Source organism: Micromonospora sp. IBHARD003 (genome assembly GCF_056106285.1).
In genome coordinates this window covers 4,872,821-4,890,849 of the sequence record NZ_JBWBBX010000001.1, presented here as the reverse complement: position 1 = coordinate 4,890,849, position 18,029 = coordinate 4,872,821, and the positions used below count along the sequence as shown (strand labels likewise).

The window sequence follows — 18,029 nt, the reverse complement described above, 5'->3', positions numbered from 1 at the left end:
ACCAAGGAGCCCCGCGTCCCCGTATTTCGGTACGGGCCCGGGGCTCCTGCCTTTTCATTCCCCGCCTTACCGGGCGACTGGGCCCCCGGCTTGACCTGACCATGACCGCTGGTGGCCACGCCCAGAAGCCCTCTAAAGCTCCCTGAAGAGGATGCTGAGCCCGACCGGGCCGTGCACCGGGTGCCGGAAAGCACCGGGGACCGTCCCGATGATCCGGAATCCCAGGGACTCCCACAGCTTCAGCGCAGGGTTGGTCTCGACGACCGCGTTGAAGACCATGCCGGTGTAGCCGTCCCGCCGCGCCTGCTCGAGTACGTACTCCCCAAGCCGCCGTCCGATCCCCCGCCCGCCCCGCTCCGGGTCGACCATGAAGGCGGCGTTCGCGATGTGCGCGGCCGGGCCCCCGTAGTTCGGCCGCAGATAGGCGGAAGCGACCAGCGCACCGTCGTCGTCCTCCACCACGACGACCCGGTTCGCGGGTGCCATCCACACGGCACGGGCATCCGGCTCCGCGGTGTCCGGATCCCAGGTGTAGGTGTCGCCCGCGGACACGATCCTGTGCCAGAAGGGCCAGATCCGATGCCAGTCCCCGGGTCGCGCATCTCTGATCAACACCCTTCGAGTCTCCCAGAGAGGCACTTACGCTGGGGTGTGTGACCGAGCGCAAACCGCCTGGCGTCAGTTTCGAGTCATGGGTCGACAAACAGATCCGGGAGGCGACCGAGCGCGGCGACTTCAGGGATCTGCCCGGCTTCGGCAGACCGCTGCCCGACACCGGCGAGACCTACGACGAGATGTGGTGGATCAAACGCAAGATGCACCGCGAAGGCCTCGCGTATCTGCCGCCGTCCCTCGCCCTGCGCAAGGAAGCCGAGGAGGCACTGGAGGCCGCGGCCCGTGCGCCGTCCGAGGCCGCCGTCCGCCGGATCGTCGAGCACGTCAACGAGAAGATCGCCGCGGCTCTGCGCCGGCCACCGCCGGGCCCACTGCTCGGTCTGACGCCTTATGACGTCGACTCGGTGGTACGCGACTGGCGGCGCGGCCGGGGCGAGGAGGAGTGACCCGCGGCCGGGCAGACCGCTCAGTCGCGCGGCACGTCAGAGGGCGGCACATCGGAGCGCGCCCCGGCGTCCGGAGGCGCCCAGCGCTTCCCCGCCATGAGATCGCCCAGGCCCTCCCAGGCGAAGTTCATCAGCGTCCCCGCAGCCTGCGCGGCGGTGACCCCCGGCGTGTCGTTCGCCCACCCGGCAAGCGACTCCGCCGCACCGACCAGCGCCTGGGCGAGACCCGCGACATCCTGGTCGGTGAGCTCCCCGGCGCGATGCGTCTCCCGCGCGGCCGCCGCGATCAGCATGGCCACGAAGGCGACGAGCTCGTCCCGCATCACGGCCACCTCGGCGGCGAACGGCTCCCCGTGCGTCCGCGCCTGCCGGTGCAGTACAGCCCAGGCGTCCGGGTGGTAGGTGGTGTGCCGGAAGAACGCCGTCGCCCCCTCCCACAGCTGCCGCTCCGCCGGCAGCCCGGGGTCGACCGCGGCCCGTACCGCCGTGATCAGCGCCGCCGCCTCGCGCCGGATGCACGCCGTGAACAGGTCTTCCTTGGAATTCAGATACAGATAGACCAGCGGCTTGGAGACCCCCGCGAGCTCGGCTATCTCGTCCATCGACGCGGCCCGGTACCCACGACGCCCGAACGTCTGCACGGCGGCGTCCAGCATCTGCTTCTCCCGCACTTCGCGCGGCATCCGCTTGCTGTGTCTGTCGCTCCCACCCACGTCCGACGTCCTCCCGGCCACCGATCAACTCCGCGGTAAGCCTAAGGCCGGTCTGCCTGTGCGGAAGACCGGCCTCGAAAGCAAAGGTGTATGGCTCAGGCGTTGGGGCGCTTCCCGTGGTTCGCTTTCCTCTTTTTACGGGCGCGTCGCTTGTTGCCTCGCTTGGACATGGTGCATCTCCCTTGTTCCAGGCTTCCCGATGCTCCGGTCAGTGTAGGTTCGCCCGGTTTCACCCGCATTCCGCGACTCACCGGCGGGGCGGCGTCCGTGCCCGGCACGACAGAGCACCCCGGGACCCGGGGGCGCTCGGACCATGTGCAGCTCACCCGACCCCGCGGCAGCCGGGTCAGCGCGCCGGGCTGGTCAGGATGCAGTGCGGATAGTCGTTGTCCGGATCACCGACGGAGGTCCAGAGCTTCAGGACCTTGCCTTGCCTCAAGGCGGCGTAGGAGTCGGGCCGCCGCTCAACCCTTTCGGGGTGATAGGTGTCGACGGGGTGACCGGCATCGAAGGACACAGTGACGAAGTTTTGCTTCTTGTTGGAGCCTTGCTCCCAGGTGCCTGTTCCGGACCAGGTCAAACCCTCGTACCAGCTGACGGCGACGCAGACTTTGTCGGCGATGAACCTCCCGTCCTGCTTCAGCGTGAGGGTGCCGCCGTCGGCATCGGTCCACGTGGTCGCGAGTTCGGCCGGCTTCAGCACGACTGGTTCGCCCTCGGGCGGCGGCATGACCGTCAACCTGCCGCAGGCCGTGAGAGCAAGGGACATGGCAAGCAAGATCAGCGCAGTACGACAGCAACGCAACACATTCCACCCCTGACCGGTTCCGCAGGCCTCGTGCGCGACCAGTGGACTCCCACGCCGTACCCTGGCACGGAGTTTGAACATGTTCAAGTCTCACCCGCAGCGCATCCCGCGCGGCTACTCCCCGCACGCCGAAGCGCCCCGGACCATGGCGATCCGGAGCGCTTCCGTCGATGCAAGGGCGCAGGACTTACGCGGCGGCGGGCACCGCGAGCTCTCGCTCGACGTCGGCCGGCTGCGCGTCGCCGACGGGCGAAGCCGAGGCCGAGTTGTACGCGTCCAGGTCGAGGATCTTCTCGCGCGCCGCCACGATGACCGGGACCAGCGCCTGTCCGGCCACGTTGGTCGCCGTGCGCATCATGTCCAGGACCGGGTCGATCGCCATCAGCAGGCCGACGCCCTCCAGCGGAAGGCCCAGCGTGGACAGCGTGAGCGTCAGCATGACCGTCGCACCCGTGAGACCGGCGGTGGCCGCGGAACCGACGACCGAGACGAAGGCGATGAGGACGTAGTCCTGGATACCGAGCCGGACGTCGAAGATCTGGGCGATGAAGATCGCGGCGAGGGCCGGGTAGATCGCGGCGCAGCCGTCCATCTTGGTCGTCGCGCCGAACGGCACCGCGAAGGACGTGTACTCCTTCGGAACACCGAGGCGCTCGGTGGCCTTCTGGGTGACCGGCATCGTGCCGACCGAGGAGCGGGAGACGAAAGCCAGCTGGATGGCCGGCCAGGCACCCTTGAAGAACTTCAGCGGGTTGACCTTGGCGACCGTCGCCAGCAGCAGCGGGTAGACACCGAACATCACCAGCGCGGAGCCGATGTAGACGTCGGCGGTGAAGGTGGCGTACTTGCCGATGAGGTCCCAGCCGTAGTCGGCGATCGCGAAGCCGATGAGGCCGACGGTGCCGACGGGCGCGAGACGGATGACCCACCACAGGGCCTTCTGGAGCAGCTCCAGGACGGCCTCGCTCAGGGCGAGAACGGGCTTGGCGCGGTCACCGAGCTTGAGTGCGGCGATACCGGCGACGGCGGCCATGAAGACGATCTGAAGGACGTTCAGCTCGGTGAAGGGCGTGACGACGTCCGTGGGGACGATGCCGGTCAGGAAGTCGATCCAGGAGCCGGCGTGCTCCGGCTTCCGGCCGTCCTTGGGGGTCAGCCCGGTGCCGGCACCCGGGTTGGTGAGCAGGCCGATCGCCAGGCCGATCGCGACCGCGATCAGCGAGGTGATCATGAACCAGAGCAGGGTGCGGCCGGCCAGCCGGGCCGCGTTGTTGACCTTGCGCAGATTGGTTATCGACACCAGGATCGCGAAGAAGACGAGCGGTGCGACGGCCAGCTTCAGCAGCTGGACGAAGATGTCGCCGATCTGGCCCAGGGTCGTGTGCAGCCAGCTGATGTCCTGACTGCGGGCCAGCCAGCCGAGCAGGGTCCCAAGGACGAGACCGGCGACTATCTGGGCCCAGAAGGGGATCGAGGGTATGCGGCGGGCGCGGGTGGGCGTCGCGGAGTTCGCGGACACGGACACACTCCGGTGAGGCGTATCAGATGAATACGGGGACAGGGGTGCGGCGCCCGTGCCTGCGAAACAGGGCGGCGCCGCTGTGATGCCGGGTCAGATCGAGCGGCAACAGACCGCGGACATACAGCGGCAGAGATCGACATGCAGGCGCGCCACGAGCGGGATGCTCATGGCTGCGTGAAGGCGCACTGCTGTCGTCATGCGCATACGTTAACACTTGAACTTTGAGAACCTCAAAGTACTTCTTTGAGATGCGGAGCCGGCGGAAGACGCCCGGTACGACCGTGCCCTGTGGCCGGAGCGGGTGCTCCGGCCACAGGGCACGGGACGAACGTGCGGAAGCTTACGTTCCGCTTGCTGTGGGGACGGCCTCCGATGAGCGACGCGACCCGCGGCCCGTCACTGGGCCGCGCCGTCCTCCTGGGAACGGTTCGCCTCGAAACGGGACTTCGCCCGGTCGACCTTCGCGGCCACCTGCTCCGCCATCGCCTCGCGCTGCTTGCGCAGGAGCACGAAGCTCAACGGCGCGGAGATCACCACGGCCAGGACGAGCACCCAGAGCAGGTTGGAGTCGCCGAGCCCGCGCGGCAGCACCCTCAGGTACACCAGGCCCCACAGGGCGAAGAAGCAGCCGGTGAAGATGCCGAGACGCATGAGCGTGTACCGGAGCGCGGGGCTGATCTTGCTGTCGGACACGGGAGTCCCTTTCCCTTCACTGAATGGCCCGACCAGTGAAGCACGTGGCGTTTGGATCAGTTCAGGGGGAGCAGCATCGTGATGTCGTCGCGGTCGCCCCCGTCGGCGACGCGTATGGCGCCGGGCACCCGCCCGACCTCCTTGTAGCCGCACGAGGCGTAGAAGTCCTCGAGCCCCATCCCGCCGCGGCAGGTGAGGCGTATCGCCTCGATGCCGTCGAGGGTGCGAGCGGCGTCGGCCGCCGCCGCCAGGAGGTCACGGCCGTACCCCTTGCCCTGGTGGCGCGGGTGGACCATCACGGTGTAGAGCCAGACCCAGTGCCGCATCAGCCGGTGCGTGTTGTGCGTGAGGAACGCGGCGGCCGCGATCCGGCCGGCCTCGTCGTACCCGACGAGGAGGCGTTTGTGCCCCTCGGCCAGCCCCTTCAGGTGCTTGAGCCACTCGGCCCTGACGTCCTCCACCGTCACCGGGGCCACGAATCCGACGGCGCCGCCCGCGTTGGTCACGTCCGCCCAGAGCGCCAGGACGCCGTCCCGGAGAGCGGGACCGCCGGGCGGATCGAGTCGGAACGCAAGGGGCATGCGCCCGACGGTAACAACCGGCCGGTATGTCCAGGGTTGTGGGGGTGTGTGACCCTGCTCGCACCACGGAAGGCGCGGCCGGCCCGGCATCGGCTCCCGGGTCAGACCCGCATCGGCTGCGGCGACTCGCGGCGGTCCTCGTCCGGCCCCGGGTACTCGCGGATGACCTCGTACCGCGTGTTCCGCTCCATCGGGCGGAAGCCGGCGTCCCGGATCAGCTCCAGCAGATCGTCGCGGGTGAGCTTGTTGGGGGTGCCGTAGTTGTCGGCGTCATGGGTGATCTTGTACTCGACGACCGAGCCGTCCATGTCGTCGGCGCCGTGCTGCAGCGCGAGCTGGGCGGTCTGCACACCGTGCATCACCCAGAAGACCTTCAGGTGGGGGACGTTGTCGAACAGCAGCCGCGAGACCGCGAAGGTCTTCAGAGCCTCGGCGCCCGTCGCCATCGTCGTGCGCGCCTGAAGGCGGTTACGGACCTTGCCGTCCTTCATGTCCACGAAGTCGTGCTGGTAGCGCAGCGGGATGAAGACCTGGAACCCGCCGGTCTCGTCCTGCAGTTCACGCAGCCGCAGTACGTGGTCCACCCGGTGGCGGGGCTCCTCGATGTGCCCGTACAGCATCGTGCACGGGGTCTTGAGACCCTTCTCGTGCGCGAGGCGGTGGATGCGCGACCAGTCCTCCCAGTGGGTGCGGTGGTCCACGATGTGCTGGCGGACCTCCCAGTCGAAGATCTCCGCACCGCCGCCGGTCAGCGACTCCAGACCGGCGTCGATCAGTTCGTCCAGGATCTCGCTCGCGCTGAGCCCCGAGATCGTCTCGAAGTGGTGGATCTCCGTGGCCGTGAACGCCTTCAGCGAGACGTTCGGCAGCGCCTTCTTCAGCTCGCTGAGCGAACGGGGGTAGTAGCGCCACGGCAGGTTGGGGTGGAGGCCGTTGACGATGTGGAGCTCGGTGAGGTTCTCGTTCTCCATCGCCTTGGCGAGGCGGACGGCCTCCTCGATGCGCATCGTGTACGCGTCCTTCTCGCCCGGCTTGCGCTGGAACGAGCAGTAGGCGCAGGACGCGGTGCACACGTTCGTCATGTTGAGGTGGCGGTTGACGTTGAAGTGGACCACGTCACCGTTCATGCGGGTGCGCACCTCGTGGGCGAGGCCGCCGAGCCAGGCCAGGTCGTCCGACTCGTAGAGCGCGATGCCGTCCTCGCGGCTCAGCCGCTCGCCGGCCCGGACCTTCTCCTCCAGCTCGCGCTTGAGCCCCGCGTCCATGCGGCCGCCTCCCACTCGTCCTCGTCCTGTGCCGTCCCCCCGCAGGGAGTTGCCTCCGGACCCCGGAGGCCTCACCCACGTTACGCCTAGCCCTGCTCGGGAAGTTCCCCGACCCGGTTCTCCCACTTCGTGGAGAGCACGATCGTCGTACGCGTCCGGGAAACGCCCTTCGTGCCGGACAGCCGGCGGATGGTCTTCTCCAGTCCGTCGACGTCACCGGCGCGCACCTTGAGCATGTACGAGTCGTCGCCCGCGATGAACCAGCAGTCCTCGATCTCCTCGAGATCGCGCAGCCGGCGCGCCACGTCCTCGTGGTCCGCGGCGTCGGAGAGCGAGATGCCGACCAGCGCGGTGACACCGAGGCCGAGCGACGCGGCGTCGACGGTCGCCCGGTATCCGGTGATCACACCGGCCGCCTCCAGACGGTTGATGCGGTCGGTGACGGAGGGACCCGAGAGTCCGACAAGCCGGCCGAGCTCGGCGTACGAAGCCCTGCCGTTCGCGCGCAGAGCCTGGATGAGCTGCCTATCCACGGCGTCCATATGCCTGTGCCTTCCATTATTCAGCGATACCGCAAGTTTACGTGTAGAATCTAAGGCACACAGGGCCGACACCCTGTGAATCTTTCAGACGATCAAAACGATCTATACAGGAGATGACACTCACCGTGTACACGATCGAGATGGCCTACGCCCACATGAGGCAGCTTCAGGAGCTGGCCAGCCGCTCGCGTGCCCACCAGCCTGCCGCCGCCTACCGTGTCGACCGGGCCTCGTTCCGTCCCGCGCGCCGCGCAGCCAAGAAGCGCTAGTAACCAGTAACTAGTCACTGCGGGACTGGGCACCCCCCAGCTCGCCCTCCCAACGGCGGTACAGCCGGTGCGGCACCCCTGCCGCGTCCAGCGCCCGCCCCGCGACGAAGTCCACCAGATCCTGGATGTGCGTCGCCCCCGCGTAGAACGCCGGCGAGGCGGGCAGCACCACGGCGCCCGCCTCGTCCAGCGCCACCAGATGCCTGAGCGTCTGCCCGTTCAGCGGAGTCTCCCGCACCGCGACCACCAGCGGCCGGCGCTCCTTCAGCGTCACGCTCGCCGCGCGCTGCAGCAGGTCCTTCGACAGACCGAGCGCCACACCCGCGACACATGCCGTCGACGCCGGCACGATCAGCATCCCCTTGACCGGGTACGACCCGGAGGACGGTCCCGCGGCGAGGTCGCCGGCCGGCCAGTGGCGTACGTCCGCCACGTCCACGTCGAAGGTGCCGGGCTTGCCGTCGGCGCCCCGCCCCAGCCACTCGCGCAGATCGTCCTGCCAGTGGGCGTCCCGGAACGCGATCCCCGTCTCGTCCAGAAGAGTGAGCCGCGACGCCCGCGACACCACCAGATCCACGCTCTCGCCCGCGTCGAGCAGCCCGCGCAGCACGGCGGCCGCGTACGGGGTGCCCGAAGCCCCGGAGACCCCGACGACCCACGGTGTGCGGTTGGCGTCATTCATGGGATCGAGCCTATCCGGCCGGGAAGTGGCGGAACTGAGTCAGGTGCCCCGGACGTTTCCGGGGGGAGACGCAGGAACCGCAGGGGGGTCGCGATGGCAGGAACGTCCACGAGATCGAGCTGGACCGGCAGGACCGGTCGGGCCGCCGCGGCGCTCACGCTGATGCTCGGCTGGGTCGCCCTGCTGTGGGTGCTCGAGATCGTCGACTTCGCGACGGGCCATGCCCTCGACACCTACGGAGTCACCCCGCGCGAGCCGTCGGAGCTGGCCGACATCGTGCCCGCGGCCTTCCTCCACGTCGGCTTCGGCCATGTCGCCGCCAACAGCCTCCCGCTGCTGGTGCTGGGCTTCCTCGCGGCGGTCGGGGGCCTACGCCGCTTCGCCGGGGTCGTGCTCACCGTCATCGCGGCATCGGGCCTCGGCGTCTGGCTGACCTCGCCGCCCGGCTCCGTCACCCTCGGCGCTTCGGGTGTCGTCTTCGGGCTCTTCGGCTATGTGCTGGTCCGCGGCTTCGTGGACCGCAGCGTCCGGGACGTGCTGATCGGTCTGCTGGTGGCCGCGCTCTACGGCTCGATCCTGTGGGGCGTGCTGCCCGTCGACAGCGGGGTCAGCTGGCAGGCGCACCTGTTCGGACTGGCGGGCGGCGTGGCGGCGGCGTTCCTCTTCCGCAGGCAGCGGCCGGGGGCGGTGCCCGCGGAGCTCACGTCGTAGGCGACGATCAGGTGGCGCCGGGGTCGACCGGTAGGTCGGCGGTGTCCAGGGAGAGCTTGCCGATGTCCGTGTTCACGATGACGGTCGCGCCGTAGCGCAGGGTGTCCCGGCCCAGATAGCCGTCAGGGCCGGGGTTCCAGTGGGTCACGCAGTGCGCCTTGTAGGGGTCGAAGATCAAGTAATGCGGGATACCGCGGCGGGCGTACGCACGCTCCTTGATCTCGTAGTCGTTGCGGACGCTGCCGGGCGAGACCACCTCGACGGCCAGCTCGATGAGGTCGGGCGGGTAGGCGCTGAGATTCTTCGCCGACTCGGCCTTCGGGATGACGGCGAGGTCCGGGCAGAACTCATTCGCGTCGTCGAAGGGGACGGCGACATCGCTGATGAAGCCCCACTCGTCGGAGACCTGGGCCTCGATCGCGCTCCACAGCTTCCAGATCGTCTGGTTGTGGTGCGGCTTCACGGGACTCATCACGATGGCGCCCTCGACAATCTCCGTCCGGTAGCCCGGGAACATGTCCTCAAGCCGGCTGAGCTGCGAGTGCAGACGGTCGATCTCCGAGACGGTGACTGTCACATCGGCCTCCCTGTCCATGCACTCGATGGTAGGCCGCACGGTAGCTACAGGGTGAGACCTCGAACGACCAGATCGATCAGCGCACACACGAAAAGGGCAATCCCGATGAACCCGTTGACGGTGAAGAACGCCCGGTTCAGCCGGGACAGGTCGTGCGGCGTCACGATCGTGTGCTCGTAGACGAACGCCACCGCGACGATCACCAGTCCCGCCCAGAAGAACAGCCCGGCCCCCGTGGCCAGCCCGTACCAGACGAACAGGCCCATCGTCACCGCGTGGCAGACCCGCGCCCCCCACAGCGCCGCCGGGATGCCGAAGCGGGCCGGGACCGACTTCACGCCGTGGGCGCGGTCGGCCTGGACGTCCTGGCAGGCGAAGATCAGATCGAAGCCGCCGATCCAGATGCCGACCGCGAGCCCGAGGATCAGCGCGTCCCAGGACCAGGCCCCGGTGACCGCGAGCCACGCCCCGACCGGCCCTATGGCCTGGGCGACGCCGAGGATCGCGTGTGGGAAGTGCGTGAACCGCTTGCCGTACGGATAGACCACCATCGGCACCACGGCGGCGGGCGCGAGGGCCAGGCACAGCGGGTTGAGCAGAGCCGCCGCCCCCAGGAAGACCACGAGGGCGACACCCGCGCCGGTCCAGGCGGAGCGCACCGACACGGCGCCCGTCACGATCTCCCGGCCCGCCGTGCGCGGATTGCGGGCGTCGATCTCGCGGTCGATGATCCGGTTGCAGGCCATCGCGAAGGTACGCAGACCCACCATGCAGACGGTGACGAGCAGCAGCGTCAGCCAGTCGACGCGCCCCTCGAGCTCGAACATCGCGGTGAACGAGGCGATATAGGCGAAGGGCAGCGCGAAGACCGAGTGCTCGATCATCACCAGCCGGAGGAACGCCTTGGTGCGGCCCGGACCCGGTACCGCCGCCGCGGAAGCGCTCACAGGCCGTACTCCTTCCAGCGGCGGTCGACGAGCGCCGCCGTGTCCGGGTCGGGGAGCACCATGTTCGGCCAGCCCCCGTCGCGGGTGTAGCCCTCCTCGGGCCACTTCTTCGTCGCGTCGATGCCCGCCTTGCCGCCCCAGAACTGCTGGTACGAGGAGTGGTCCAGATGGTCCACCGGGCCCTCGACGACGGTGAGGTCACGCGAGTAGTCCGTGTTGCCGAGCGCCCGCCAGGAGACCTCGTGCAGGTCGTGGACGTCGCAGTCGGAGTCGACGACCACGATCAGCTTGGTCAGCGACATCATGTGCGCGCCCCAGATGGCGTGCATGACCTTCTGCGCGTGCTTCGGGTACTTCTTGTCGATCGAGACGATGGCGCAGTTGTGGAAGCCGCCCGACTCGGGCAGGTGGTAGTCCACGATGTCCGGCACGATGATCTTGAGCAGGGGCAGGAAGAAGCGTTCGGTCGCCCGGCCCAGGGGCCCGTCCTCCGTCGGCGGGCGGCCCACCACGATCGACTGGAGCAACGGGCGCCGACGCATCGTCACACAGTCGATGGTCAGCGCCGGGAAGTCCTCCTGCGGCGTGTAGAAGCCGGTGTGGTCGCCGAACGGACCCTCGGGAAGCGTCTTCCCCGGCTCCAGCCAACCCTCCAGGACGACCTCCGCCTGCGCGGGCACCTGCAGCGGCACGGTCTTGCAGTCGACCATCTCGATCCGCTTGCCCTGGACGAAGCCCGCGAAGAGGTACTCGTCGATGTCGCCCGGCAGCGGGGCCGTGGAGGCGTACGTCACGGCGGGCGGGCAGCCGAAGGCGATCGCGACCGGCAGCCTCTCGCCGCGCCGCGCCGCGACCTGGTAGTGGTTGCGGCTGTCCTTGTGGATCTGCCAGTGCATGCCGATGGTGCGCTTGTCGTGGCGCTGGAGGCGGTACAGGCCGAGGTTGCGCACCCCGGTGTCCGGGTCCTTGGTGTGGGTGAGACCCAGGTTGAAGAAGGAGCCGCCGTCCTCGGGCCAGGTGAACAGCGCCGGCAGCTGGTCCAGATCGACCTCGTCACCGCGCAGCACGACCTCCTGCACCGGCGCGTCCTTCACCTTCTTCGGCGGTACGTGCGCCATCGAGCCGAGCTTCCCGAAGGCCTCGCGCACTCCGACGAAGCCGTGCGGCAGCTCCGGCTTCAGCAGCCCGCCGATCTTCGTGCTGATCTCGTCGTACGACTTCAGGCCCAGCGCCTTGAGCAGGCGGCGGTCGGTTCCGTACACGTTCATCGCCAGCGGCATGGCGGAGCCGCGCACGTTCTCGAACAGGAGCGCGGGGCCGCCGGACTTCTGGACCCGGTCGACGATCTCCCCGACCTCCAGATGCGGGTCGACTTCGGCCTTGATGCGCTTGAGGTCGCCCTCGCGCTCGAGTGCGCGCAGCAGCGAGCGAAGATCGTCGTAAGCCATGCCGTCCAGTATCTGCCACTCGCTAGGCTGGAGCTGTCACGGGGGCCGCTCGTACGGTCCCGATCTCCGCACGCAGGGGGCCGCCAATGCTTCGGGTGCTGATGTTCTTGGTGCCGCTGGCGCTCAGCATCTACGCCTTCATCGACTGCATCTCCACCGATGAGAAGGACATCAGGTACATCCCCAAACCGATCTGGGCGATCCTCGTGCTGCTGTTCCCGCTCGTCGGCTCGATCTCCTGGCTGATCGCGGGCAAGGACCGGACGCTGCGGCGTCCGGCGCGGCGCGGCGGCTGGGTGGCCCCGGACGACAACCCGGAGTTCCTGAAGTCCCTCGGCGACGAGAACCGTCAGACCAAGGACGTCGAGCAGCGCGGTCAGCCCGGCGGCGGCGCGCCCGGTCGGCAGCCCGACGGGGAGAGCGACGGGGGGCAGGGCCGGGACCACGAGCAGGACCGCGGGAGCGAGCAGGACCGCAGGCGGGACGGCGAATCAGGCGGCGGCCAGTCCTGATCCGCGCTCTCGCGCCCGGCGCGCCCGCACGGGAGAGTGGGGACATGGACCAGGAGCGGGCACGGCACTGGCTTGCCACCGCACTCGACGAAGCCCGCGCGGGCCTCGCGGAGGGCGGCATCCCGATCGGCGCTGCCCTCTACGGCCCGGACGGCGCTCTGCTCGGACGTGGACACAACCGCCGCGTCCAGGACGGAGATCCGTCGCTGCACGCGGAGACCGCCGCCTTCCGCGCGGCGGGACGGCGGCGCTCGTACCGCGGCACCACGATGGTCACCACCCTCTCCCCCTGCTGGTACTGCGCCGGTCTGGTCCGGCAGTTCGGTATCTCCCGGCTGGTGGTCGGTGAGGCCGAGACCTTCCCCGGAGCCCAGGGCTGGCTCGCGGCCCACGGGGTGGACGTGCTGGTACTGGACGATCCCGTCTGCACGGCCCTGATGCGCGAGTTCATCGGTACGCACCCCGAGCTGTGGAACGAGGACATCGGCGACGACGCGTGACCCGGCCGGCGTTCCTGGCACCACCCGGTGCCGCTCCCCCACCTCCGTAGCCGGGCGCCCGCCGCCGTCAGGGCCGGTCGGCGTACTCCGCGCGCAGCTGCCGGAAGCGGTCCGGGGTCCAGGCCCGCCAGTCGGCGGGCTGTCCGTCGAGCGCCCGGTCGAGGTACTCGAAGTGCTGGTGCCAGCCCGCCAGGTTGTCCAGTCGCTGCTCGTCCGGCCCGGTGAACTCGTTGGTGAAGCGCAGCACGGTCGCCAGGGAGTCGGCGGGCGCCGGCTCCATGTGGAAGCGGATCCGACCGTACGGCTCGACGGTGTACTCGGCCACGGACTCCATGTCCCAGGCCGTCACGCGTCCCGTGGCGACCGCGCCCCCACCGCTCCCGTCACCCGTGTTGAGCCAGCGGAGCGTCACTCCGCCACCCAGGTGCGGCTCCAGCAGATCGGCGGCGGCCAGCCACTGCGGCAGACCCTCCGGGGTCGCCACGGCGGACCACACCCGCACCACCGGATGGGGCAGACGCAGCACGAAGTGCAGGACGTGCGTCGGGCCGCCCTCGTCCTCGCGGGTCTCGCTGGTGCCATGAGGGATCGGTTCGCTCATGGCACCAGCGTCGCCCGCGGGAGCCGTGCCCGCGAGTGCTGCGACCGGACGGACGTACCGGACGTATGTATCGGACGGAGGTACCGGACGTACGGGCGGGTGCCCGGAACGGTCAGACTCCGGCGTAGCCGTGAAGGCTGTTCACGAACAGGTTGACGCCGTAGTAGTTGAAGAGGAAGCAGGCGAAGGCGATCAGCGCCACGTACGCGGCCTTGCGGCCCTTCCAGCCCGCGGTGGCACGGGCGTGCAGATACGCGGCGTACGCCACCCAGGTGATGAACGACCAGACTTCCTTGGCGTCCCAGCCCCAGTAGCGGCCCCAGGCGTCGCCGGCCCAGATGGCCCCGGCGATGATCGTGAACGTCCACAGCGGGAAGATCGCCGCGTTCACGCGGTAGGCGAACTTGTCCAGGCTCGCGGCCGAGGGCAGCCGCTCCAGCACCGAGCGGGCGAACGCGCCGGGGTCGCCGCCGCCCGCCAGCTTGTTCTCGTACGAGTCGCGGAAGAGGTACAGCAGCGTGGCGACGAAGCCCAGGTAGAACACCGCACCGCAGAAGATCGCGGTCGACACGTGGATCCACAGCCAGTACGAGTGGAGCGCCGGGACAAGCTGGTCGCTGTCGGTGTAGAGCCAGGTGACCGCGATGCCGAGGTCCAGCAGGACCGTCGTGACCAGCGGCAGCCCGATCCAGCGGACGTTCTTCCTCGCCAGCAGGAAGCCGAGGTACGCGCCCACCGCCACCGTCGAGAAGGTGGTGGAGAACTCGTACATGTTGCCCCAGGGCGCCCGCTGCACCGACAGCGCGCGGGTGGTGACGCCCACCGCCTCGACCAGGAAGGCGAGGACGGTCAGCGAGACCGCGATACGTCCGTAGAGGTCGCCCTGCACGGTGCCGCCCGCGGCGCCGGGGCCGTCCGGGACGTCGCGCTGTCCGGCCGCCGTACGGGTGACGATCTTGGGGCGCTCCAGGACGGTGGTGGCGCCGCCCTTCTGGGTGACGCGGACCGTCGGCCCGGCGGCCGGCGCGGCGGCCGTCAGAGCGGCGGCGGTCCGGCCGACCTTGCTGCGGCTGCCGAAGACCCACTCGGCGATGTGCGCCAGGAAGGCCAGCGTGTACACGGCCATCGAGGAGTAGATCAGCCCGTTGCTGAACTCCGCGAGGCTCTCGTTGGTAGCGGCGGCGAGACTCACTTGTCAGCCCCTTCGGCAGGCGCGGGTTCGGCAGGTTCGACGGGTTCGGCGGACTGGGCGGGTTCGGATTCGGCTTCGGCAGCCGGACCGGCCGCACCGGCTTCGGCCGGGTCAGGAGCGGTCGGCTCGGCAGCGGTCGGCGCCTGGAGGTGGAGCCGAGCGGCCAGATCCGCCAGCTCCTCGGGCAGCTTCGAGGACTCGCTGCGGCCGAGGCCCGCCATCTCGACGACGGTGAGCCCCGTGCCGGAGTCCCGCACGGCGCGGACCCAGACCCGGCGCCGCTGGATGAACAGCGAGCCGACGAGTCCGGCGATCGCGGCGATCGCACCCGTGAGGGCGAGGCCGCTGCCGGGCTGCTCGGAGACCTGGAAGCTGGCCCACTCCTTGATCTCCTTCTCGAAGGTGACCGAGCCGGCTCCGTTGGGCAGCGTCATCGTCTCACCGGGCAGCAGCGTCTGCTTGAACACATCGCCCTGGGCGGTGGTGAAGGCCTTCATGTTGGTCGTGTCGAGCTGGTACACGTTCTGCGGAAGTCCGCCGTTGCCGCCCAGATCACCGTGGTACGCGCCCAGGTTCAGCGCCGGGAACACCAGCGCCGGGAACTGGGAGAACATCTTGCCCTGGCCCTTGCCGGCGTACGTCGGCACGAAGAACGCGGGGAATCCCAGCTGCTCCTTCTTGCCGTTCCGGTCGCGGTAGCCGTCCCTCACCTTGATGACACCGGTGGAGGTGACGTTGTTGTCGACCGGCAGCAGCGGAACGGCCTCCCGGTGCACGACGTTGCCCCGGCCGTCCCGGACGGTCACCACGGGGGCGTAGCCGTGGGAGAGCAGATAGACCTTGGAACCGTCGATCTCCAGGGGTTCGTTGACCCGGATGATCCGCTTGCGTTCCTCGCCGTCGACGCCCTCGCTGTAGGTCACGGCCGCCTCGAAGGTGCGCGGCGTGCCCCGCTGCGGCCCGCTGCTCTCGTACGTGCCCGTGAAGCGGTCCAGGGTGAAGCTGAACGGAGCCAGGTCGTCGATGTCGAACATCGAGCCGGACTTGAAGTCGTCGTACTGGGTGAGGGTGTTGGAGAAGCCGCCGCCCTCGACGATCAGCTTGCCGCCCTCGGACTTGAAGAGCTGGCCGACGGCGAACGCCACCAGCATCACGATCAGCGCCACATGGAAGAGGAGGTTGCCCACCTCACGCAGATAGCCCTTCTCGGCCGCGACCGCGTCCTTCGCGATGTGCGCGCGGAAGCGGCGCTTCTTGAGCAGCGCGAGCGCGGCCTCACGGACGGTCTCGGGCTCGGCATCGGTGCGCCAGCTCGTGTGGACCGGGAGTCGGGTGAGCCGCTTGGGGGCGCCCGGCGGACGGCTGCGCAGCTGGCCGGTGAACTGCCAGGTGCGCGGCACGATGCAGCCGATGAGGGACACGAACAGCAGGATGTAGATCGCGGAGAACCACACCGAGCTGTAGACGTCGAAGAGCTGGAGCTTGTCGAAGACCGGCGCCCAGAACTCGTGGTTCTTCTTCCAGGTGGTCACCTTCAGCTCGTCCGCGCTGTTCTGCGGGACGAGGGAGCCGGGAACGGCACCGAGCGAGAGCAGGAAGAGCAGGATCAACGCGATCCGCATCGAGGTGAGCTGCCGCCAGAACCAGCGCACCCACCCGACGGTCTCGCGGAAGGTCCAGGCGACGGCGCCGGCGACGCCCGGGGCGCGGGAGCCGCCGAAGGAGCCGGGCACGGCACGTTCCTGGGGGGCGGTCGACAACTGCTCGCCGGCCTTGCCCAGATCGCCGAGCTCACCCTGCTCCTTGCCCAGGTCTGCGGGCTCACCCTGTTCAGGGGCCTGCGGACCGGTGGTGCTCTCGCCGGTCGTGTCGGTCTTGCTCATGGATCAGATCCCCACCTGGAAGCCTTCGGACCAGCCCTGCATTTCCTGCACCAGGGTGTCCCACGCACCTGTGAGCAGCAGCAGACCGGTGACGATCATCATGCCGCCGCCGATCCGCATCACCCAGGCATAGTGCCGCTTCACCCAGCCGAACGCACCGAGCGCCTTGCGGAACGCGACGGCGGCGACGATGAACGGCAGCCCGAGGCCGAGACAGTACGCGGCCGTGAGCAGCGCTCCGCGGCCCGCGCTGGCCTGCTCCCAGGCAAGGGTGTTGACGGAGGTCAGTGTCGGGCCGATGCACGGGGTCCAGCCGACGCCGAACAGCACGCCCAGGACCGGCGCCCCGACCAGACCCGTCGCCGGCTTCTTGTGGAAGCGGAACTCGCGCTGGGTGAGAAAGGGCAGCAAGCCCATGAAGAAGATCCCCATGAGGATCATCAACCCGCCGAGGACGGTGGTGAGGGGCTCCCGGTACTCCTGGAGATTCTTTCCGAAATAGCCGAAGAGCGCGCCGCCGGAGACGAAGACGGCGGTGAAGCCGAGTACGAACAGGAGGGCACCCGCGGCCATCCGGCCCTTCCTGGCCTCCTCCAGATCGGCGCCCGTGACTCCGGTCACATAGGAGAGGTAGCCGGGGACCAGAGGCAGCACACAGGGGGAGAAGAAGGAGACGAGCCCTCCCAGTACGGCGATGGGCAGCGCGAGCAGCAGCGCACCGCTGTAGACCGTCTCGTTCACGCTACTTCTCCGCGACCAGCGGGTCGATCATCGAGCGGAGCATCTTGTCGTCCAGGGGGCGCAGGGCGCGCGCGGCGATCTTGCCTTCCCGGTCGAGAACGATCGTGGTCGGAATGGCCTGCGGGTTGAGGCTGCCCTTGGGGAATTCCAGGATGAGCTTGCCACTCGGGTCGTGGAAGCTCGGATAGGTGATCCCGTATTCCTTTTCGAAGGCGAGCGGGGGGCCGACCTCGCTGTCCCGGGTGTTGATCCCCACGAACTCGACGCCCTGGGCCTTGGTGTCCTTGGCGACCTTCTCCAGGTACTTCGCCTCACCGCGGCAGGGCGAGCACCAGGAGCCCCAGGTGTTGATCACGGTGATCTTGCCCTTGTAGTCGGCCAGGGCAAGGGGCTTCCCCGCGAGGTCCTTGCCGGTCAGATCCGGCGCCGCCGTCCGCTTCCCCTTCGCGACGGTGGAGATCCCACCGGTGTTGGTCACGAAGTTGGTGTCGCCGCCGCCACCGGACTTGCCGCCCAGGTCGCCACTGCATGCCGACAGGGTGAGCACGGCGGCGAGAACGCCGGCTCCGGTGGTGAGGAGGATGCCTCGAGGGGCGCGGACAAGGCTCATGTGAAAAGTTTCGCATGAGCGTTCAGGGGATCTTCGACGCCCCCCTCGCTGCCCGTAACGCTCCTTGTCAGGAGCGCTTGAGGGCCGTCCCGGCAACGGCTTCTCCGCGATGCCGCGCGTGATCGCGGTGGCGGCGTGGCCGCCCGTCTGCCGACGGCGGCCTTTGCGCGG

At 69.0% G+C, this 18,029-nt stretch carries 23 protein-coding genes; 5 read left to right on the top strand and 18 right to left on the bottom strand.

Going from position 1 to position 18,029, the window contains the following annotated elements; all coding sequences use genetic code 11:
- Positions 1-132: 132 nt before the first annotated feature.
- On the bottom strand, positions 133-615 hold the full coding sequence (locus tag ACTWOL_RS21765; RefSeq protein ID WP_474298432.1) for an N-acetyltransferase family protein: 483 nt from the start codon (positions 613-615) through the stop codon (positions 133-135).
- 38 nt (positions 616-653) lie between these two features.
- Here ACTWOL_RS21765 and ACTWOL_RS21760 point away from each other — a divergent pair, with 38 nt between their 5' ends.
- Complete coding sequence (locus ACTWOL_RS21760; protein WP_474298431.1) at positions 654-1,061, top strand: DnaJ family domain-containing protein; 408 nt, start codon at positions 654-656, stop codon at positions 1,059-1,061.
- A 20-nt stretch (positions 1,062-1,081) separates the two neighbouring features.
- Here ACTWOL_RS21760 and ACTWOL_RS21755 read toward each other — a convergent pair whose 3' ends face one another.
- The 8 genes from ACTWOL_RS21755 to ACTWOL_RS21720 form a co-directional block, all read right to left on the bottom strand.
- Positions 1,082-1,774: a TetR/AcrR family transcriptional regulator gene (locus ACTWOL_RS21755; protein WP_474298430.1), complete on the bottom strand. Its 693-nt coding sequence runs from the start codon at positions 1,772-1,774 to the stop codon at positions 1,082-1,084.
- Positions 1,775-1,869: 95 nt separating this feature from the next.
- Positions 1,870-1,944 carry a 50S ribosomal protein bL37 gene (locus ACTWOL_RS21750; protein ID WP_106430099.1) on the bottom strand — a complete coding sequence of 25 codons (75 nt, stop codon included), beginning with the start codon at positions 1,942-1,944 and terminating at the stop codon, positions 1,870-1,872.
- A gap of 176 nt (positions 1,945-2,120) precedes the next feature.
- Complete coding sequence (locus ACTWOL_RS21745; RefSeq protein WP_474298429.1) at positions 2,121-2,504, bottom strand: hypothetical protein; 384 nt, start codon at positions 2,502-2,504, stop codon at positions 2,121-2,123.
- Positions 2,505-2,769: 265 nt separating this feature from the next.
- Positions 2,770-4,062 carry a dicarboxylate/amino acid:cation symporter gene (locus ACTWOL_RS21740; protein WP_474301225.1) on the bottom strand — a complete coding sequence of 431 codons (1,293 nt, stop codon included), beginning with the start codon at positions 4,060-4,062 and terminating at the stop codon, positions 2,770-2,772.
- A 438-nt stretch (positions 4,063-4,500) separates the two neighbouring features.
- The gene (locus tag ACTWOL_RS21735; protein WP_474298428.1) at positions 4,501-4,797 is read right to left on the bottom strand and encodes a DUF4229 domain-containing protein; all 297 of its coding nucleotides are present in this window, start codon (positions 4,795-4,797) and stop codon (positions 4,501-4,503) included.
- A 56-nt stretch (positions 4,798-4,853) separates the two neighbouring features.
- Positions 4,854-5,378 (bottom strand): N-acetyltransferase family protein, encoded by a 525-nt coding sequence (locus ACTWOL_RS21730; protein WP_474298427.1) that lies wholly within the window; start codon positions 5,376-5,378, stop codon positions 4,854-4,856.
- A gap of 101 nt (positions 5,379-5,479) precedes the next feature.
- A complete protein-coding gene (gene mqnE / locus ACTWOL_RS21725) occupies positions 5,480-6,643 on the bottom strand; it encodes an aminofutalosine synthase MqnE (protein ID WP_474298426.1) in 1,164 nt (387 codons plus the stop codon).
- Positions 6,644-6,729: 86 nt separating this feature from the next.
- Complete coding sequence (locus tag ACTWOL_RS21720; protein ID WP_474298425.1) at positions 6,730-7,185, bottom strand: Lrp/AsnC family transcriptional regulator; 456 nt, start codon at positions 7,183-7,185, stop codon at positions 6,730-6,732.
- A gap of 113 nt (positions 7,186-7,298) precedes the next feature.
- On the opposite strand from ACTWOL_RS21720, the gene ACTWOL_RS21715 reads away from it, so the two are divergent.
- The gene (locus ACTWOL_RS21715) at positions 7,299-7,454 is read left to right on the top strand and encodes a hypothetical protein (RefSeq protein ID WP_474298424.1); all 156 of its coding nucleotides are present in this window, start codon (positions 7,299-7,301) and stop codon (positions 7,452-7,454) included.
- Between the two features lie 10 nt (positions 7,455-7,464).
- Here ACTWOL_RS21715 and ACTWOL_RS21710 read toward each other — a convergent pair whose 3' ends face one another.
- Positions 7,465-8,136 carry a UbiX family flavin prenyltransferase gene (locus ACTWOL_RS21710; protein WP_474298423.1) on the bottom strand — a complete coding sequence of 224 codons (672 nt, stop codon included), beginning with the start codon at positions 8,134-8,136 and terminating at the stop codon, positions 7,465-7,467.
- Positions 8,137-8,229: 93 nt separating this feature from the next.
- Here ACTWOL_RS21710 and ACTWOL_RS21705 point away from each other — a divergent pair, with 93 nt between their 5' ends.
- Positions 8,230-8,847: a rhomboid family intramembrane serine protease gene (locus ACTWOL_RS21705; RefSeq protein WP_474298422.1), complete on the top strand. Its 618-nt coding sequence runs from the start codon at positions 8,230-8,232 to the stop codon at positions 8,845-8,847.
- A 7-nt stretch (positions 8,848-8,854) separates the two neighbouring features.
- On the opposite strand, the gene ACTWOL_RS21700 is transcribed toward ACTWOL_RS21705, so the two are convergent.
- The 3 genes from ACTWOL_RS21700 to ACTWOL_RS21690 are packed head-to-tail and all read right to left on the bottom strand — an operon-like array spanning position 8,855 to position 11,819.
- Positions 8,855-9,442 (bottom strand): Uma2 family endonuclease, encoded by a 588-nt coding sequence (locus tag ACTWOL_RS21700; protein ID WP_474298421.1) that lies wholly within the window; start codon positions 9,440-9,442, stop codon positions 8,855-8,857.
- A gap of 26 nt (positions 9,443-9,468) precedes the next feature.
- Positions 9,469-10,371, bottom strand: coding sequence for a menaquinone biosynthesis prenyltransferase MqnP (gene mqnP / locus ACTWOL_RS21695; RefSeq protein WP_474298420.1), 903 nt, complete (start codon positions 10,369-10,371; stop codon positions 9,469-9,471).
- On the bottom strand, positions 10,368-11,819 hold the full coding sequence (locus tag ACTWOL_RS21690) for a menaquinone biosynthesis decarboxylase (protein WP_474298419.1): 1,452 nt from the start codon (positions 11,817-11,819) through the stop codon (positions 10,368-10,370). Before ACTWOL_RS21690 ends, mqnP begins: the two co-directional genes overlap by 4 nt.
- A gap of 101 nt (positions 11,820-11,920) precedes the next feature.
- On the opposite strand from ACTWOL_RS21690, the gene ACTWOL_RS21685 reads away from it, so the two are divergent.
- Positions 11,921-12,331 (top strand): PLD nuclease N-terminal domain-containing protein, encoded by a 411-nt coding sequence (locus ACTWOL_RS21685; protein WP_474301224.1) that lies wholly within the window; start codon positions 11,921-11,923, stop codon positions 12,329-12,331.
- 44 nt (positions 12,332-12,375) lie between these two features.
- On the top strand, positions 12,376-12,831 hold the full coding sequence (locus tag ACTWOL_RS21680) for a nucleoside deaminase (RefSeq protein ID WP_474298418.1): 456 nt from the start codon (positions 12,376-12,378) through the stop codon (positions 12,829-12,831).
- A 67-nt stretch (positions 12,832-12,898) separates the two neighbouring features.
- On the opposite strand, the gene ACTWOL_RS21675 is transcribed toward ACTWOL_RS21680, so the two are convergent.
- The 5 genes from ACTWOL_RS21675 to ACTWOL_RS21655 all read right to left on the bottom strand — a co-directional run bounded on the left by ACTWOL_RS21675 (position 12,899) and on the right by ACTWOL_RS21655 (position 17,858).
- Positions 12,899-13,432 (bottom strand): SRPBCC domain-containing protein, encoded by a 534-nt coding sequence (locus tag ACTWOL_RS21675; RefSeq protein WP_474298417.1) that lies wholly within the window; start codon positions 13,430-13,432, stop codon positions 12,899-12,901.
- A 112-nt stretch (positions 13,433-13,544) separates the two neighbouring features.
- The gene (gene ccsB / locus ACTWOL_RS21670) at positions 13,545-14,624 is read right to left on the bottom strand and encodes a c-type cytochrome biogenesis protein CcsB (protein WP_474298416.1); all 1,080 of its coding nucleotides are present in this window, start codon (positions 14,622-14,624) and stop codon (positions 13,545-13,547) included.
- Positions 14,621-16,507 (bottom strand): cytochrome c biogenesis protein ResB, encoded by a 1,887-nt coding sequence (gene resB, locus ACTWOL_RS21665; RefSeq protein WP_474298415.1) that lies wholly within the window; start codon positions 16,505-16,507, stop codon positions 14,621-14,623. The genes ccsB and resB overlap by 4 nt, the downstream gene beginning before the upstream one ends.
- 3 nt (positions 16,508-16,510) lie before the next feature.
- Positions 16,511-17,248 carry a cytochrome c biogenesis CcdA family protein gene (locus ACTWOL_RS21660; RefSeq protein ID WP_474298414.1) on the bottom strand — a complete coding sequence of 246 codons (738 nt, stop codon included), beginning with the start codon at positions 17,246-17,248 and terminating at the stop codon, positions 16,511-16,513.
- Between the two features lies 1 nt (position 17,249).
- A complete protein-coding gene (locus ACTWOL_RS21655) occupies positions 17,250-17,858 on the bottom strand; it encodes a TlpA family protein disulfide reductase (RefSeq protein WP_474298413.1) in 609 nt (202 codons plus the stop codon).
- Between the last annotated feature and the right edge of the window lie 171 nt (positions 17,859-18,029).